The sequence below is a fragment of the Jatrophihabitans sp. genome (assembly GCF_051960575.1).
In the GTDB taxonomy this organism is placed as follows: Bacteria; Actinomycetota; Actinomycetes; order Mycobacteriales; family Jatrophihabitantaceae; genus JBQCEE01.
This window is the reverse complement of record NZ_JBQCEE010000253.1, coordinates 1-15823: the sequence shown is the minus strand read 5'-3', so window position 1 is coordinate 15823 and position 15823 is coordinate 1. Positions and strand designations below refer to the sequence as shown.

12 protein-coding genes are annotated in these 15823 nt (G+C 74.0%); 9 read left to right on the top strand and 3 right to left on the bottom strand.

Going from position 1 to position 15823, the window contains the following annotated elements; translation table 11 throughout:
- The first annotated feature begins 20 nt into the window (after positions 1 to 20).
- The 3 genes from recC to recD are packed head-to-tail and all read left to right on the top strand — an operon-like array spanning position 21 to position 8481.
- Positions 21 to 3272: an exodeoxyribonuclease V subunit gamma gene (gene recC / locus ACTHMS_RS14115; protein WP_440307309.1), complete on the top strand. Its 3252-nt coding sequence runs from the start codon at positions 21 to 23 to the stop codon at positions 3270 to 3272.
- A complete protein-coding gene (locus tag ACTHMS_RS14110) occupies positions 3269 to 6559 on the top strand; it encodes a UvrD-helicase domain-containing protein (protein WP_440307308.1) in 3291 nt (1096 codons plus the stop codon). The genes recC and ACTHMS_RS14110 overlap by 4 nt, the downstream gene beginning before the upstream one ends.
- On the top strand, positions 6556 to 8481 hold the full coding sequence (gene recD, locus ACTHMS_RS14105; RefSeq protein WP_440307307.1) for an exodeoxyribonuclease V subunit alpha: 1926 nt from the start codon (positions 6556 to 6558) through the stop codon (positions 8479 to 8481). The genes ACTHMS_RS14110 and recD overlap by 4 nt, the downstream gene beginning before the upstream one ends.
- Positions 8482 to 8535: 54 nt before the next feature.
- Here recD and ACTHMS_RS14100 read toward each other — a convergent pair whose 3' ends face one another.
- Positions 8536 to 8955, bottom strand: coding sequence for a hypothetical protein (locus ACTHMS_RS14100; RefSeq protein WP_440307306.1), 420 nt, complete (start codon positions 8953 to 8955; stop codon positions 8536 to 8538).
- A 90-nt stretch (positions 8956 to 9045) separates the two neighbouring features.
- Between ACTHMS_RS14100 and ACTHMS_RS14095 the strand changes: the two genes are divergently transcribed.
- On the top strand, positions 9046 to 9537 hold the full coding sequence (locus ACTHMS_RS14095) for a metallophosphoesterase family protein (protein WP_440307305.1): 492 nt from the start codon (positions 9046 to 9048) through the stop codon (positions 9535 to 9537).
- 23 nt (positions 9538 to 9560) lie between these two features.
- Here ACTHMS_RS14095 and ACTHMS_RS14090 read toward each other — a convergent pair whose 3' ends face one another.
- Positions 9561 to 10358 carry a G1 family glutamic endopeptidase gene (locus ACTHMS_RS14090; protein WP_440307304.1) on the bottom strand — a complete coding sequence of 266 codons (798 nt, stop codon included), beginning with the start codon at positions 10356 to 10358 and terminating at the stop codon, positions 9561 to 9563.
- A gap of 273 nt (positions 10359 to 10631) precedes the next feature.
- Between ACTHMS_RS14090 and ACTHMS_RS14085 the strand changes: the two genes are divergently transcribed.
- From ACTHMS_RS14085 to ACTHMS_RS14075, 3 genes are all read left to right on the top strand, one after another.
- Positions 10632 to 11291 (top strand): DUF3159 domain-containing protein, encoded by a 660-nt coding sequence (locus tag ACTHMS_RS14085; RefSeq protein ID WP_440307303.1) that lies wholly within the window; start codon positions 10632 to 10634, stop codon positions 11289 to 11291.
- 31 nt (positions 11292 to 11322) lie between these two features.
- The gene (gene sppA / locus ACTHMS_RS14080) at positions 11323 to 12942 is read left to right on the top strand and encodes a signal peptide peptidase SppA (RefSeq protein ID WP_440307302.1); all 1620 of its coding nucleotides are present in this window, start codon (positions 11323 to 11325) and stop codon (positions 12940 to 12942) included.
- A 70-nt stretch (positions 12943 to 13012) separates the two neighbouring features.
- Positions 13013 to 13426 (top strand): ChaB family protein, encoded by a 414-nt coding sequence (locus tag ACTHMS_RS14075; RefSeq protein ID WP_440307301.1) that lies wholly within the window; start codon positions 13013 to 13015, stop codon positions 13424 to 13426.
- An 18-nt stretch (positions 13427 to 13444) separates the two neighbouring features.
- Here ACTHMS_RS14075 and ACTHMS_RS14070 read toward each other — a convergent pair whose 3' ends face one another.
- Positions 13445 to 13867: a nitroreductase family deazaflavin-dependent oxidoreductase gene (locus tag ACTHMS_RS14070; protein WP_440307300.1), complete on the bottom strand. Its 423-nt coding sequence runs from the start codon at positions 13865 to 13867 to the stop codon at positions 13445 to 13447.
- 91 nt (positions 13868 to 13958) lie between these two features.
- Between ACTHMS_RS14070 and ACTHMS_RS14065 the strand changes: the two genes are divergently transcribed.
- Positions 13959 to 14933, top strand: coding sequence for a pirin family protein (locus ACTHMS_RS14065; protein WP_440307299.1), 975 nt, complete (start codon positions 13959 to 13961; stop codon positions 14931 to 14933).
- Between the two features lie 84 nt (positions 14934 to 15017).
- The coding region (locus tag ACTHMS_RS14060; protein ID WP_440307298.1) for an LON peptidase substrate-binding domain-containing protein at positions 15018 to 15823 on the top strand (806 nt) is incomplete at its 3' end.

Below are 15823 nucleotides of genomic sequence, written 5' to 3'. Positions count from 1 at the left end.
GACTTGAGAGGGTGGCCCCGATGCTGATCATCCACCGCGCCGAGCGGGCCGACGCGCTGGCGACCGCGCTCGGCGAGGTGCTCGCCGCGCCGGCCGACGACGTCTTCCGGCCCGAGATCGTCGCGGTGCCGAGCAAGGGCGTCGAACGGTGGCTCGCGCAACGGCTCAGCCACCGGCTCGGGGCCGGCGCGCACGGCGACGGGGTCTGCGCGAACGTGCTGTTCCCGTCCTCCAGCCGTCTGCTCGACGAGCGCGCCGCCGAGGCGGACGAGACCTACCGGGAGTCCGTCGAGCGGTGGCATCCCGAGCGTGCCGTCTGGCCGCTGCTCGAGGTCGTCGACCGGTGCGCGCCGACCGAGGCGTGGTGCCGGGTGCTGGCGGTTCACCTGGGCCTCGACGGGTCGGGCGTCGAGAAGGGCCGGCGGTTCGCCGTCGCGTCCAAGCTGGCGCAGCTGTTCGACCGCTACGGCCGCTCGCGTCCCGAGATGATCAACGCATGGCAGCAGGGACGCGACGAGCAGGGTGACGGCGAGCCGCTGCCCGACGATCTCCGGTGGCAGGCCGAGCTGTGGCGCCGGCTGCGCGCCGAGATCGGGCACCCGGCGCCGGCGGAGGTGCTCGACGCCGCCTGCGCCCGCCTCGCGCCCGGGCCCGGGTTCTCGATCTTCGGCCCCACCCGCATCTCGGCCGCGCGGGTGCGCATCCTGCACGCCCTCGCCGCCGACCGCGACGTGCACCTCTGGCTGCACCACCCGTCGCCGATGCTGTGGCAGCAGGTCGCCGAGCGGGGCGAGAGGCCCGGGCGCCGACGCGCGCAGCCGGTCGCGGCACGCCACCCGCTGCTCGCCTCGATGTCGCGTGACGTGCGCGAGCTGCAGCAGTCGCTGATGGCGGCGCCGCACGACGACCGCCACCACCCGATCCCGGCGCGGCCGGCCACCCTGCTCGGGCGACTCCAGGACGACCTGGCGCACGACCGTGCGCCGTCGACCGACCTGATGGCCGACGGGAGCGTGCAGGTGCACGCCGCGCACGGCCCGGCCCGCCAGGTCGAGATCCTGCGCGAGGTGCTGCTCGGCCTGCTCGCGGCCGACCCGACCCTCGAGCCGCGCGACATCCTCGTGATGTGCCCGGACGTCGAGACGTTCGCGCCGCTGGTCGCCGCAACCTTCGGGATGGCCGACGAACCCGGTGGACATCCCGCGGCCCGGCTGCGGGTCAAGCTCGCCGACCGTGCCCTGCGCCAGACGAACCCGCTGCTGACGCTGCTCGCCCGGCTGCTCGACCTCGCCATCGGCCGGGTCACCGCGACGCAGGTGCTCGACCTCGCGGGGTCGGCGTCGGTGCGGCGGCGGTTCGGCTTCGACGACGACGACGTCGAGCGGCTGCGCGAGTGGGCCGTCGCGTCCGGCGCCCGGTGGGGGCTCGATGCCGAGCACCGCGGCGCGTACCACCTGGGGCACCTCGCCCAGGGCACCTGGCGCACCGCGCTCGACCGCATCCTGCTCGGCGTCACGATGGAGGACGACGCGGCCTGGGTGGGCACAACCGTGCCGCTCGACGACGTCGACAGCGGCGACATCGACCTCGCCGGCCGGCTCGCCGAGTTGGTCGCCCGCGTCGACGAGGCGGTGCGCACCTTCGCAGGAACCCACACGATCCCCGAATGGATGCGGCTGCTCGCCGCCGCGACGCTGTCCCTCGGCGAGGCCGAGCAGCCCTGGCAGACGATGCAGTTGCGGCGCGAGCTCGACGAGGTCGCGACGGCGGCGGAGGGTTCGGACCTCACCCTCGGCCTGGCCGATGTCGCGTCGCTGCTGCGCGGACGCCTCGCCGGTCGCCCGAGCCGCGCGAGCTTTCGCACCGGCACGCTGACCGTCTGCACCCTGGTGCCGATGCGGTCGGTGCCGCACCGCGTCGTGTGTCTCGTGGGCATGGACGACGGCGTCTTCCCGCGCCGGGCGGTGCCCGACGGCGACGACGTGCTCGCCCGCGAGCCGCGCACCGGCGAGCGCGACGCCCGCAGCGAGGACCGCCAGCTCTTCCTCGACGCCGTCTGCGCGGCGCAGGAGACGCTGGTCATCACCTACACCGGCGCCGACCCGCGCACGGGCGTCGAAGTACCGCCCAGTGTGCCGCTCGGCGAGCTGCTCGACGTGCTCGGCGGGGCGCGGGACGGCGTGGTCGTGCGGCATCCGCTGCAGCCGTTCGACGCGCGCAACTTCACGCCCGGCGCGCTGCGTCCGCGCGAGGTGTTCTCCTTCGACCCGTCCGGGCTCGCCGGCGCCCGCGCTGCCGCACGGCCGCGTCACGAGCCGGCGCCGCTGGTCGCCGACCCGTTGCCGTCGCCGGCGCCGTCCCCGGTGATCGACCTCGACGACCTGGTGCGGTTCGTCCAGCACCCCGCGCGCGGCTTCCTCCGGCAACGGCTCGACATCGCACTGCCGCGCGAGGAGGAGGAGCCGTCGGACGACCTGCCGATCGAGGTGAAGGGTCTGTCCGAGTGGGCCGTCGGTGACCGGGTGCTGCGAGCCTGCGTCGGCGGGATGCCGACACGCACCGCCGCCCGCCTCGAGCGGATGCGCGGCGACCTGCCGCCCGGCCCGCTCGGTGACGCCACCCTGCAGACGGTCGGCCGCAGCATCGACGCGCTGCTGCACGCATCGGCGGCCGAGCGTGCGATCGAGCCGAGGTCGCTCGACGTCGCGGTCACGCTGGTCGACGGACGCAGCCTCGTCGGCACGGTGCCGGGTGTCCGAGGCGACGTGGTGCTCTCGGTTACCTACTCGTCGCTGCGGCCGCGCCAGCGGCTCGCCGCCTGGGTCGCGTACCTGGCCGTGGTCGCGGCGACCGGCGACGGCCGCTGGCGCTCGGTGACGATCGGGCGTGACCGTGGCGATGCGGCGCGCTGCCAGTTCGGGGGAGTAAGCCCCGCTGATGCTCAACTGGTGTTGAGTGAGCTCGCGCGGCTGCGCGACGTCGGGTTGTGCTCGCCGTTGCCGGTCGCCCTCGCGACGTCCGAGGCCTATGCCCGTCGCCGCAGCCGGGGCATGCCCGTCGATCCGGCCGTCGCGTCGGCCGAGCAGCAGTGGATCAAGGGGTTCGCCCCTGAACGCGAGGAGTTCGAGCACGTGCTGCTCTACGGACGCGAGGCGCCGCTGCGCCGGCTGCTCGCCGAGCCCGCGGGTGACGACGCGATCGGTGGCGAGACGACGCGGTTCGGCGCGCTCGCGCGCCGCATCTGGGAACCGCTGTTCCGGGCGGAGTCATGAGCACGGCACGACTGGCCGCCGCGTTCGACCTGCTGGGCTCGTTGCCGACCGGGACGACCCTGCTCGAGGCGAGCGCCGGCACGGGGAAGACCTTCACCATCGCCGCGCTGGTCGCGCGCTATCTCGCCGAGGGCGAGGCCACCGTCGACGAGCTGCTGATCGTGACCTTCGGGCGCCTCGCGACCCAGGAACTGCGCGACCGGGTGCGCGAACGTCTCGTGTCGACCCGCGACGCCCTGCTCGATGCCGCCGGCGTCGTCTCGTCCGACGACCCGCTCGTCCGTCACCTCGCCGCCGACGGCCCGGTCGAGACCGCGGCCCGTGCCGCCCGGCTGGCGACCGCGCTCGCTGCCTTCGACTCGGCGACCGTCGTGACGACGCACGAGTTCTGCCAGCAGGTGCTGCGCGGTCTCGGGTCGGCCGGCGACCTCGACGCCGACGCGACGCTGGTCGAGAACCTCGACGACCTCGTCACCGAGGTGGTGCACGACCTCTACGTGCGCAAGTGGGGCCGTGGCGACGAGCGTCCCGACTTCACGCTCGGCGAGGCAGTGCGGCTGGCCACCGTCGCCGTGAACGACGGGCAGGCGCTGCTGCAGCCGGACGACACCAACGTGCGCGTGCGGTTCGCCGAGGCCGTGCGGCGCGAGGTCGACCGTCGAAAGCGGCTGCGTCGCGTGCTCGGCTTCGACGACCTGCTCACCCGGTTGCGCGACACCCTTCGCGACGACGACGCCGGCGCGGCCGCCCGCAGCCGCCTGCAGGGCCGGTACCGCATCGTGCTGGTCGACGAGTTCCAGGACACCGATCCGGTGCAGTGGGACATCCTCCGGCTGGCCTTCCACGGCGTCGCGACCCTGGTGCTCATCGGCGACCCGAAGCAGGCGATCTACGCCTTCCGCGGGGCAGACGTGCGGGCGTACCTGGCCGCGGCCGACGTGGCCGACCACCGCGCGACGCTGCCGTTGAACTGGCGCAGCGACCCGCCGCTGCTGCAGGGCCTCGACCGGCTCTTCCGCGGCGCAGCGCTCGGCGACCCACGCATCGTCGTCGTCCCGGTCGCGCCGGGTCTCGTGGGTCGCTCGCTCGCCTCCGACGAGGCGCCGGTGCGGCTGCGGGTGGTGGCGCGGGGTGGCGGCGATCCGCTGTCGGCCGACGAGGCGCGGGCGCGGGTGACGGCCGACCTCGTCGCCGACATCGCCGCGACGCTGCGCGACGCACCGCTACTGACGCCGCGCGAGGGCGGCCCGGCGCGTCCGGTGCTGCCCGGAGACATGGCGGTCATCGTGCGCACGAACAAGCAGCTGCACCTCGTCCATGGCGCGCTGCTCAAGGCTGGCATCCCGGCGGTCGTGCGCACCGCGTCGAGCGTCTTCGCGACCGCCGCGGCGCGGGAGTGGCTCGTGCTGCTCGAGGCGCTCGAGCAACCACACCGTGCGGCCCGCGTGCGCCGACTGGCCGTCTCACCCTTCGTCGGGTGGGACGCGGCGGCCCTCGACGGTGGCGACGTCGACCGCCTCGGCCTGCGGGTGCGGCACTGGGTGCGGGTGCACGCCGAGCGCGGGGTTGCCGCGCTCCACGAGTCCGTCGCGCGCGACGAACACCTGCCCGAGCGGCTGCTGGCGCTCGTGAACGGCGAGCGCGACCTCACCGACCTGCGCCATGTCGGCGAGGCCCTGCACGCAGCCGCGATGACCGACCAGCTCGGCCTCACCGCGCTGCTCGAGTGGCTGCGGCATCGCATCGCCGAGGCCGAGCGCGAGAGTTCGAGCGAGCGCAGCCGCCGGCTCGACTCCGATGCCGCGGCGGTCCAGATCGTGACGGTGCACGCGAGCAAGGGGCTCGAGTTCCCGAACGTCTTCGTCCCCTTCGCCTCCGACCGGTGGGTGCCCGAGCCCGACGAACCGCTGTTCCACGACGACCAGGGCCGCCGGGTGCGGCACATCGGCGGGAAGGGCAGTCCCGGGTTGGCCGCCGCCCAGGCAGCTGCGCTGACCGAGGACTTCGGTGAGGACCTGCGCCTGCTCTACGTGGCGATGACGCGTGCCCAGGCGCGGGTGACGGCGTGGTGGGCCCCGAGCGGACGCAACACCGAACGCTCACCCCTGCACCGGCTGCTGTTCAGCCCCGACCCGGCGGACGAGGTCGGCGAGCGGTTCCCCGTGCCGCGCGACTCGGTGGCCCTCGCCACGATCGCGCAGCTCGCCGTCGAGGGCTGCCTCAGCGTCACCGCCGCCGTTGCGGCGGCGGAGGTGTCGGTGCCCGCGCGTGCGGCGGCGATCCCGAGCCTGGACGCGGCCCGGTTCGACCGCGGCCTCGACCTGTCGTGGCGACGGACGTCCTACACGGCGCTGACGGCCGCGGCGCACGAGACGCCCGCGATCGCGACCGAACCCGAGGTCGCGGAGAAGGACGACGAGCCCGAGGTGCCCGTCGCCGCGACCGGTGCGCCCGAGCTGCTCGACGTGGTCTCGCCCATGGCGGCGCTCGCCGGCGGTGCCGCGTTCGGCACCTTCGTCCACGCCGTGCTCGAGGAGCTCGACCCGGTCGCACAGGACCTGGAGGACGCCGTGCACGAGCGGGTCGTCGCCGAGTCGTGGCGGCTCGACGGCGTCGACGCCGCCACCGTCGAGGCGGTCACCGCCGGCCTGCTGCCGGCGCTGCGCACGCCGCTCGGGCCGGTGCTCGACGAGCGCTCGCTCGCGCAGATCGCCCCGACCGACCGGCTCGTCGAGCTCGAGTTCGAGCTCCCGCTACGGGGCGGCGACGAACCCAATGGCACGTCGACGCTGGCCGAGGTCGGCTCGCTGCTGCGGCGACGGCTGCCGGCCGACGACCCGCTCGCGGCCTACGCCGCCGTGCTCGCCGACCCCGTGCTGGGCGATTCCGTGCTGAAGGGGTACCTGACCGGCAGCATCGACGCGGTGGTCCGATCGGGCGACCGCTTCGTCGTGATCGACTACAAGACCAACCGCCTCGGCACGCCCGACGCGCCGCTCACCGCCTGGGACTACCGCCCCGAGGCGCTGCGCGCGGCCATGATCGGCGCGCACTACCCGCTGCAGGCGCTGCTCTACGAGGTGGCGCTGCACCGCTTCCTGCGCTGGCGGGTGCCCGGCTACTCGCCCGAGCGTCATCTCGGCGGGGCGCTGTACCTGTTCCTGCGGGGCATGTGCGGGCCGGCCGTGCGGTTCGGCGACGGTGCCCGGCCCGGCGTCTTCGCCTGGCGCCCACCGATCGAGCTGGTCACCGAACTGTCCGATCTGCTGGCGGAGGGCACGCGATGACGTCGTTGCTGGCGGTGCGGGCACCGGAACTGCTCGCCGAGTTCAACCGGCTCGGCGTGCTGTCGGTGGCCGACGTCCACGTCGCCCAGCGGCTCGGCGCGCTGGCCGCCGAGACCGACGAGCGGGTGCTGCTCGCCGTTGCGCTGCTCGTGCGCAGCACCCGGCAGGGGTCAGTGGTGCTCGACCTGGCCGAGGTCGCCGACACCGTCACCGCCGAGGACGGCGGCGACGAGGCCGCCGACGATCGCGACGCGGTCGACCCGGCGACCGGCGCGACGTCGCCGACCGCCGCGCCGCTGGTCTGGCCGGCCACCGACGAATGGGCGGCCGCCTGTGCGAGCAGCCCGCTGGTCGCGGAGGTCGAGGGCGGTCCGCCGGTGCGACAGGTCGGCACGCGGCTGTGGCTGTCGCGGTACTGGCGCCAGGAGTCGGTGGTGGCCGACGAACTGCTGCGCCGCAGTTCGCGGGTCGGCACCGGCGCGGCGCTCGACCTGGCCCGCCTGCGCGCCGACCTGGACGACCTGTTCCGCGCGGACACCGAGAGCGATCAACGGCTCGCCACCGCCGTCGCGGCGCTGTCGCCGGTGAGCGTCATCGCCGGCGGCCCGGGCACGGGGAAGACGACGACCATCGCGCGGCTGCTCGCGGTGCTGCTCCGGCAGCAGCCGGACGCCCGCATCGCCCTGGCCGCCCCGACCGGCAAGGCCGCCGCCCACCTCGAGGAGGCGGTGCGTGCCGCCGGCGACCCGCTCGGCCCCGCCGACCGGGCGGCGCTGCAGCGGCTCTCGGCCGTCACGATCCATCGCCTGCTCGGACGGCGGCCCGGCTCGGCCGGGCGCTTCCGGCACGACCGCGACAACCGGCTGCCGTACGACGTGATCGTGGTCGACGAGAGCTCGATGGTCTCGCTGACGCTCATGGCCCGCCTGCTCGAGGCCGTGCCGACCGCCGGTCGCATCGTGCTGGTGGGCGACCCCGACCAGCTCGCGTCCGTCGAGGCGGGCGCGGTGCTCGGTGACCTGGTGGATCCGGATGACGTGGGGCCGGTCCGGGCCGAGCTCGCGGCACGGCTCGAGGCCACCGGCACGCCGGTCGCGGGCGGCCGGCCGGACGGCACGGGCGCGGCGCTGCGCGAGTCGGTCACGCTGCTGCGCCGGGTGCGGCGCTTCGACCGCGGCGGGGCGATCGCCACCCTGGCGGAACACGTCCGGGCCGGTCGCGCCGACGCCGCGCTCGACCTGCTCCGAGCAGGGCGGGACGAGCTGCAGCTGCACGAGAACGCCGACGACGAGCCGCTCGGTGACGCCGCCATCGCCGCGCTGCAGCGCTCGGCCACCCACGAGCGCGCGGTGATCGACGCGGCACGTGCCGGCGATGCCGGCGCCGCGCTCGACGCGCTGGACCGCCACCGCCTGCTCTGCGCGCACCGCACCGGTCCGCGCGGCGTGCGGATGTGGGCGACGACGATCGAGCGGTGGCTCGGCGCCGCCGACCCGACGCTGGTGCCACGACTCGACGGGCGCTACGCCGGGCAGCCGCTGCTCGTCACCGCGAACGACTACGAGAACGAGCTGTTCAACGGCGACGTCGGTGTCGTCGTCGAGCGCGACGGCGAGCTGATCGCCGCCTTCCGTCGTGGTGGCGCGGACGTGTCGATCCCGCTGGTGCGGCTGTCCGACGGGCGGCCGATGCACGCGATGACCATCCACCGCGCGCAGGGCAGCCAGTTCGACGACGTCACCGTGCTGCTGCCGCTCGCCGGGTCCCCGCTGGCGACGCGGCAGACGTTCTACACGGCGATCACCCGGGCGGTCTCGTCCGTCACCGTCATCGGGTCGGCGGACGCCGTGCGCACCTGCATCGAGCGGCCGACGGCGCGGGCGACGGGACTGCGCGACCGGCTGGCCGGCCGTCTCGGCTGACCGTCCGGACACGCGGGCCGACCGCCTGCGCCCGTAGACCGTGTCGCCCGCGTCTCACACGGCGATGAGGTCGTCCGGGGCGAACAGCCGCACGTGGCCGCGGGTGGCCAGGTGCATGGGCCAGCGCGGGCCGAGCCGTGCGTACGCGACGCCGACCGCGCGTGCCCACGCCCGGTCGCCCGCGGACATGGTGCCCGGCCCGGGCCGCGACAGCAGCACCGCCATCGAGGCCCAGCCCACCTCGTCCCGCAGGTCGTGCAGGATGCCCGCGAAGGTCGCCAACACCTCGGTGTCCGGGGTCGCGGGCAGGTCGTCGATCGGGACGACCACCGGCTCGAGCCGGCCGTCGGGGCCGAGGAAGACGTGCCACAGGCTGCGGGTGCCGAAGCCCTCCGTGCCCATCAGGTCGCGCCAGAGGTCGAACAGGTCGTGGTCGGTTCGGACGAAGGTCTCGTCCGGCGGTCGCAAGGTCATGGCGCAGCAGTCTGCGGTGCCGCGGACGCCGTTCCCGGGTTGTCCACAGGGGCGATCCGGCCAGTCCTGCTGCGCGGGCACGATGGGCACATGCGGGTGGCCATCCTCTCCGACACGCACGCACCCCGGTTCTGGAAGCGCTGCCCGGACGCGGTCGCCGAACGCCTGGTCGGCGTCGACCTGATCCTGCACGCGGGCGACGTCTGCACCGCCGCCGTGCTCGACGAGCTTGCCGCCTTCGCGCCGGTGCGGGCCGTGCTCGGCAACAACGACGGCGCCGACGTCGCAGCCTGGGGCGCGCCGCCGTCGCTCGAGCTCGACCTCGCCGGCGTCGCGGTCGCGATGGTGCACGACTCCGGGCCGGCGGCCGGGCGACCGGCGCGGATGCGCCGGCACTTCCCGTCCGCCGACCTCGTCGTCTTCGGGCACTCGCACATCCCGTGGGACACCGCGGAGGCCGGACAGCGGCTGTTCAACCCGGGCTCGCCGACCGACCGCCGACGCCAGCCGCACGCCACCATGGGGCTGCTCGAGGTGCACGACGGCGCCATCCGTGAGCTCCGCACCGAGATCGTCGGCTGAGGTGGTCCGGGCCTGCGGGGCGGTCAGCCGAGCGCGGCGGGCACGCCCCCGGCCAACCAGGTGACCGAGAAGCCGTCGCCGCGAGCGGTCGGGTTGCCGGTCGCGACCTCCCGGGTGCCCTGCCGGTCGACGAGGTCGACGGCCTCGCGGGGGAGCAGCGACGGGTTGGCCCGGTTCAGCCGGCAGTGCCGGAAGGTCACCACACCCCAGTCGGGCGCGGTCGAGATGGCGTTGTCGACCGCGGTGTCCTCCTGGATCCACTCGGCGGTGCGGCCCGGGCCGGCGAAGCCCACCGTGTGCGAGGCGCTCACCTTGGTCGTGTCGTCCCGCAGCCGCATCGTCCAGCGGCCGGACGCGAGCCGGGTGACCGACGCCGAGATCGAGTCGCCGGGGTGGATCGTCAGCGTCGGGAACAGCACCTCGGGTGCGACGTCGGTCGGGGTGATGACCTCCCACCAGGCGCGATAGATGCGGCGTCCGTGCGTGAGGTCGGCCTCGGTACCGGTCTGGATCAGGAACTGGTCGGACGCGGTCGCGCCGTCGATGCCGATCCAGGTCGACGAGTAGCCGGCGGCGGTGCGGGCGAGCGTCGGCACCCGCCACGATGCGGCGACGTGCGTGAAGCCGTGGCCGGTGCGGATGTAGCCGGCCCAGTTCAGCGAGTGCGCGCGGGTGCCGGCGTGGCCGTGATGGAAACGGACGATGCGGTGGTCGGCGAGCACGTGGTGCGCCGAGGCGGCCGCGGGCGGTGCGGCCAGCAGCGGGACGGCCGCGGCGGCGAGCAGCAGCAGCGGTCGGAGCGGACGGACGAGTGGTGACATCGGTTTCTCCTCGATCGGGACCGGACTTCGGGACTGGACGAGCGAGGAAGCTAGGCGGCTCGTGTCCCTCCGCGGGCGGCTCGACGCGGGGCCTGTGGACAACCGGCCGATGTGGACGACGGCGGATGGCGGGTGGGCCGGCGCCCTACCGTCCGAGCCGAATCCCAGGTCCGACGCGCAGGCCGAACGGCCGGGGCAGAGCCGACCGTTCGGGTCTCGACGGGCCCGCCTGCGTCCCGTATTCTTAACACGAAACTCACATGAAGGGGCGCCGTGTCCGGTCAGCCGCACGTCATCGATCTCCCGCACTGGCGGGCGCTGGCCCGTCATGCCGGACGCACGCTGCTGCTGGTGTCGGTGCTGCCGGTCGCGGCCTTCTACCTCGGCTACGCGCTCGTCGGGTTGAGCGCCGGCATCATCGCGGCCCTCGCCTGGTACTACCTCAGCATCGTCGTCCGCACGCTGCGCGGCGAACCCGTGCTCGCCGCCATGGGCGTCGGCGCCGGCCTGCTCACCTTCCGCGCCATCACGACGTGGATCACCGGCAGCGCGACGCTGTACTTCCTGCAGCCCGTGCTCGGCACCGTCGCCACCGCCACGGCGATCGCGGCGACGGCCCTGGCGGGCCGACCGATGCTCGACCGGCTCGCCCACGAGTTCTGCCCCGTGCCGCCGGAGCTGTCGAACCGGTTGCGCGAGCGCCGCTTCTTCGGCCGCCTCTCGATCGTCTGGTCGCTGACCTACGTCGTGAACGCCGTCGGCACCGTCTGGCTGCTCACCGCCTCGTCGCTCGGCGGCTTCCTCGTGCTGAAGACGCTGCTCTCGCCGGTGCTCACCGGCGTCGCCGTCGCGGTGTCGTACCTGCTGCTGCGCCTCACCCTTCGCTCCGAGGGCGTGCGTCTGCGGTGGGGGGCCCGGCCCGTCGCCGTCTGACGCGCCACCGCGACCCACCTACCGTGGGGGCATGCCACTGCCCGGCCGCCGGCCGCCCCTGCTGCTCGAACTCGACCTCACCCAGCCGCCGGCCGCGCCCGAGCCGGACGACCTGCTCTCGCGGCTGCAGGCCCGCTCGCGTCCGCAGCTGCGGCCGGTGCTGCGGGCCCAGCACGATGCCGGACGCGACCGGCGGGTGCGCGGCCTGATCGTGAAGGTCGGCGGCGCGCTCCCGTGGGCGGTCATGCAGGAGCTGCGGCGCGGCGTGCAGGCCTTCGCCCGCACCGGCCGCCCGACGCTCGCGTGGGCCGAGAGCTTCGCCGACAGCGACACCGCCGCCTACGTGCTGGCCACGGCCTTCGACGAGATCTGGCTGCAGCCCGGCGGCAGTGTCGGCGCACTCGGCATCGGGCTCGAGACGACCTTCCTGCGCGGCGCGCTCGACAAGCTCGGCATCGAGCCGCAGTTCGAGCAGCGGCACGAGTACAAGAACGCCGTCGACCGCATCACCCGCAGCGACTTCACCGAGGCGCACCGCGCCTCGCTCGACGCGCTCGCGGGCTCGCTGTTCGCGGCCGCGGTCGACGACATCGCCGCCGGACGCGACCTGTCCGCCGACGCCGTCACCGGGCTGATCGACACCGGCCCGCGGACCGCGGCCGAGGCCCTCGAGGCGCGCCTCGTCGACCGTCTCGGGTACCGCGACGAGGCGTACGCGGCGATGCGCGACCGGGTGGGCGCCGAGGCCCAGCTGCTCTTCGCCGACCGCTGGAAGCCGCCACGCACGATGCCGAAGCGCCACCGCGGGCACGTCGCGCTCGTCGACATCCACGGCGGCATCGCCTCGGGCCGCAGTCGCCGCGGGCCGATGGGGCGCCAGGTCGGCAGCGACACGGTGTCCGCGGCGCTCCGGGCGGCGCTCGCCGACGAGCACGCGCCGGCCGTGGTGCTGCGCGTCGACTCGCCGGGCGGCTCGGCGGTCGCGTCCGAGGTGATCTGGCGCGAGGTCGAGCGCGTGCGTGCCGCCGGCAAGACGGTCGTCGTCAGCATGGGCGCCCTCGCGGCGTCCGGTGGCTACTACGTCGCGGGCCCGGCGGACGTGGTCGTCGCCCTGCCCGCCACGCTCACCGGCTCGATCGGCGTCTTCGGCGGCAAGCTCGTCACGACCGAGCTGCTCGAGAAGCTCGGACTCACCACGGGCTCGGTGCAGCGCGGCGAGCGGGCGCTCATGTTCTCGTCCCGCCGGGGGTTCGACGACGGCGAACGCGAACGGTTCGCCGCCGCGATCGACGCGATCTACGCCGACTTCGTCGCGAAGGTCGCGGCCGGCCGTGGCCGCCCGGTCGCCGAGATCGAGCCCCTCGCCCGGGGACGGGTCTGGTCCGGACGCGACGCGCTCGACGTCGGCCTGGTCGACGAGCTTGGCGGCCTGCGCGACGCCGTGCGCATCGCCCGCGCCCGCGCCGGCCTGCCCGACGACGCGCCGGTGCGCCCCGCGGTGCGCGTGTCGCCCGCGCAGCGGCTCGGCCGGCCGAAGAACTCCGACGACCCGAGGGCGTGGGCGCATGCCGCACCGTTTGACGCCGCCTGGGCCCGCCTGCCCGGTGCCGACGACCTGCTGCTGCGCATGCCCGGGCTGCGGCTGCGCTGACGGCGGCCGGTGACGCCTGCGCCGGCAGCGGGTACGCCTCCAATCGGGATCAACGCTGAGGGAGGACGCCATGCCGGCGAAGAAGGACATGTCCTCGACCGTCGCGCGGTCGTCGGCCAAGGCGCAGCGCACGTGGGGCAAGACGCACGACGCCGCGGTGGACGAGTACGGCGAGGGCGAGCGCGCGCACCGCACCGCGTTCTCGTCGCTGAAGCACTCGTTCGAGAAGATCGGCGACCACTGGGAGGAGAAGGCGGGTGGCAAGCAGGGCCCGTCGGACTCCCAGGCCGCCAAGAAGGGCGCGGCAGCGCGACGCGGCGGCAAGACGGCGGAGGGCGTCGACGCGAACGCCACCAAGGCGCATTTGCTGGACGTCGCGAAACAGCTCGACATCACCGGCCGGTCGCGGATGACCAAGGACGAGCTGGTGGACGCGATCAAGAAGGCGAACCGCAGGGCCACCGCGTCCGCGCGGAAGCAGTAGCCCTGCGGCGAGGCGGCCTCAGGCCCGCTCGAGCACCACGACGGGGATCTCGCGGTCGGTCTTGGTCTGGTAGTCGTCGTAGTCCGGCCAGGCCTGCGTCATGACCTTCCACAGTGCCGGCTTCTCGTCCGGTCCGGCGTCGTGCGGCCGCACCTTGAAGCGGTCGCCGAGCACCTGGATCTCGACGTCGTCGGGGTTGGCGTGCAGGTTGAGGTACCACTCCGGGGGCTTGGGTGCGCCGCCCTTGGACGCCACGATCGCGTACTTCCCGTCCACCTCCTGGTAGATCAGCGGGTGGATGTACTCCTTGCCGCTCGTGCGGCCCTTGGTGAACAGCAGCAGGCACACCGTGCCGCGCCACTCGTGGCCCTCCTTGCCGTCGGTGGCCAGGTACCGCTCCACGTGCTCCTTGCCGAACAACACCTGCGTCGGATCGCTCATGACCCCAGCCTGCCCGATGGAATAGTCGGGTTCACCACCGCGTTCGGGCGTGCAGTTGCAGATGCAACTACATTCGAGGAGGCTGGAGAGCATGGCTGCCGTCACCGCTGACACCCTGACCCTGCCCCGCGTGAAGGCTGCGGCGCTCGGCGACACCGAGCGTCCCGTACTGGCCGTCACCCAGGGCCCGACCGGCTACGAGGGCGAGGGCTTCCCTGTGCGCCGCACCCTGGCCGGCGTCTCGTACCGGTACCTCGACCCCTTCATCATGATGGACCACATGGGCGAGGTGGAGTACGAGGCCGGCGAGCCCAAGGGCACCAACTGGCACCCGCACCGCGGCTTCGAGACCGTCACCTACCTCATCGACGGCCAGTTCATCCACCAGGACAGCCACGGCGGCGGCGGTGTCATCACCGACGGCGCGACGCAGTGGATGACCGCCGGGTCGGGCCTGCTGCACATCGAGACCCCGCCCGAGCAGCTCGTCGAGCGCGGTGGCCTGTTCAACGGCTTCCAGCTCTGGGTGAACCTGCCCGCGAAGGACAAGTGGAAGGCACCGGCCTACCAGCCGGTCGAGGCGCAGGACCTGCTGCTGCTCTCGAGCGCCGACGGCGGCGCGTTGCTGCGCGTCATCGCCGGTGACGTCGACGGGCACGTCGGCCCGGGTTCGACGCACACGCCGATCACCCTGCTGCACGCGTCCATCGCCCCCGGCGCGAGCCTCAGCCTGCCGTGGCAGCCGACCTACAACGCGCTCGCCTACGTCTACGCGGGCAACGGCACCGCCGGTACCGACGGGCACGAGGTGCACGCCGGCACCACCGTGGTCTTCGGCAAGGGCGACCGGCTGACGCTGACCGCCGATACGAAGCAGGACTCGCGCAGCAACTCCCTCGAGGTGATCCTGCTCGGCGGCGAGCCGATCGGCGAGCCGATGGTGCACTACGGCCCCTTCGTCATGAACACCCGCGAGGAGCTGCAACAGGCGCTCGAGGACTACCACGCCGGCCGCCTCGGCGTGATCCCGCCCGACGCGATCATGCCCCACGTGCCGCGGGGGTAGTTCGCCGCAGGCGAACATGGATGACGGAACAACCAACGGCCTCTCGGACTTGAGTCGACGACACTCAAGCGAGAGGCCGTTGGCATGTCCGTGACGTTGAATCTCCCGATCCTGACCCTGCCCGACGCCGTCGTGCTGCCCGGGATGGTCGTCCCGGTCGAGCTGGACGACGCGGCGCAGGCCGTCGTCGACGCCGCCCGGGTCGGCGCCGACGGCCAGTTGCTGCTGGCGCCCCGCCTGCCCGACCGTTACCCGGCCTTCGGCGTGGTGGCGACGGTCGAGCAGGTCGGGCGCATCCCCGGCGGCGCCCGCGCCGTCGTCCTGCGCGCCGGCGAGCGCGTGCGCATCGGCACCGGCGTCACCGGTCCGGGCGCGGCGCTGTGGGTCGAGGCGGAACTCGTCGACCCGAGCCCAGTCAGCGAGGCGGTGCACGCCCAGGCCGCCGAGTACAAGCAGCTGGTCGTCGCGATCCTGCAGCGGCGCAACGCGTGGCAGGTCATCGACTCCGTCCAACGGCTGACCGATCCCTCCGAACTCGCCGACCTCGCCGGCTACGCGCCGTACCTGTCCGATGAGCAGAAGCGCGAACTGCTCGAGACGCCCGATGTCGAGCAGCGGATCGAGCGGGTGCTCGAGTGGGCACGCGAACACCTCGCCGAACTCGAGGTCACCGAGAAGATTCGCGACGACGTCCGCGAAGGTATGGACAAGCGGCAACGCGAGTTCCTGTTGCGCGAACAGCTCGCCGCTATTCGCAAGGAGTTGGGCGAGGACGAGCCCGACGGCGCCGAGGACTACCGCGCGCGTGTCGAGGCTGCCGATCTGCCGGACAAGGTCCGCGAGGCTGCGCTGCGTGAGGTCGGCAAGCTCGAGCGCGCGTCCGACCAGTC

Excerpts from the sequence above, each read along its gene's own strand:
- recC (WP_440307309.1), top strand. The coding sequence starts at position 21 with ATGCTGATCATCCACCGCGCCGAGCGGGCCGACGCGCTGGCGACCGCG.
- ACTHMS_RS14110 (WP_440307308.1), top strand. The coding sequence starts at position 3,269 with ATGAGCACGGCACGACTGGCCGCCGCGTTCGACCTGCTGGGCTCGTTG.
- recD (WP_440307307.1), top strand. The coding sequence starts at position 6,556 with ATGACGTCGTTGCTGGCGGTGCGGGCACCGGAACTGCTCGCCGAGTTC.
- ACTHMS_RS14100 (WP_440307306.1), bottom strand. The coding sequence starts at position 8,955 with ATGACCTTGCGACCGCCGGACGAGACCTTCGTCCGAACCGACCACGAC.
- ACTHMS_RS14095 (WP_440307305.1), top strand. The coding sequence starts at position 9,046 with ATGCGGGTGGCCATCCTCTCCGACACGCACGCACCCCGGTTCTGGAAG.
- ACTHMS_RS14090 (WP_440307304.1), bottom strand. The coding sequence starts at position 10,358 with ATGTCACCACTCGTCCGTCCGCTCCGACCGCTGCTGCTGCTCGCCGCC.
- sppA (WP_440307302.1), top strand. The coding sequence starts at position 11,323 with ATGCCACTGCCCGGCCGCCGGCCGCCCCTGCTGCTCGAACTCGACCTC.
- ACTHMS_RS14075 (WP_440307301.1), top strand. The coding sequence starts at position 13,013 with ATGCCGGCGAAGAAGGACATGTCCTCGACCGTCGCGCGGTCGTCGGCC.
- ACTHMS_RS14070 (WP_440307300.1), bottom strand. The coding sequence starts at position 13,867 with ATGAGCGATCCGACGCAGGTGTTGTTCGGCAAGGAGCACGTGGAGCGG.
- ACTHMS_RS14065 (WP_440307299.1), top strand. The coding sequence starts at position 13,959 with ATGGCTGCCGTCACCGCTGACACCCTGACCCTGCCCCGCGTGAAGGCT.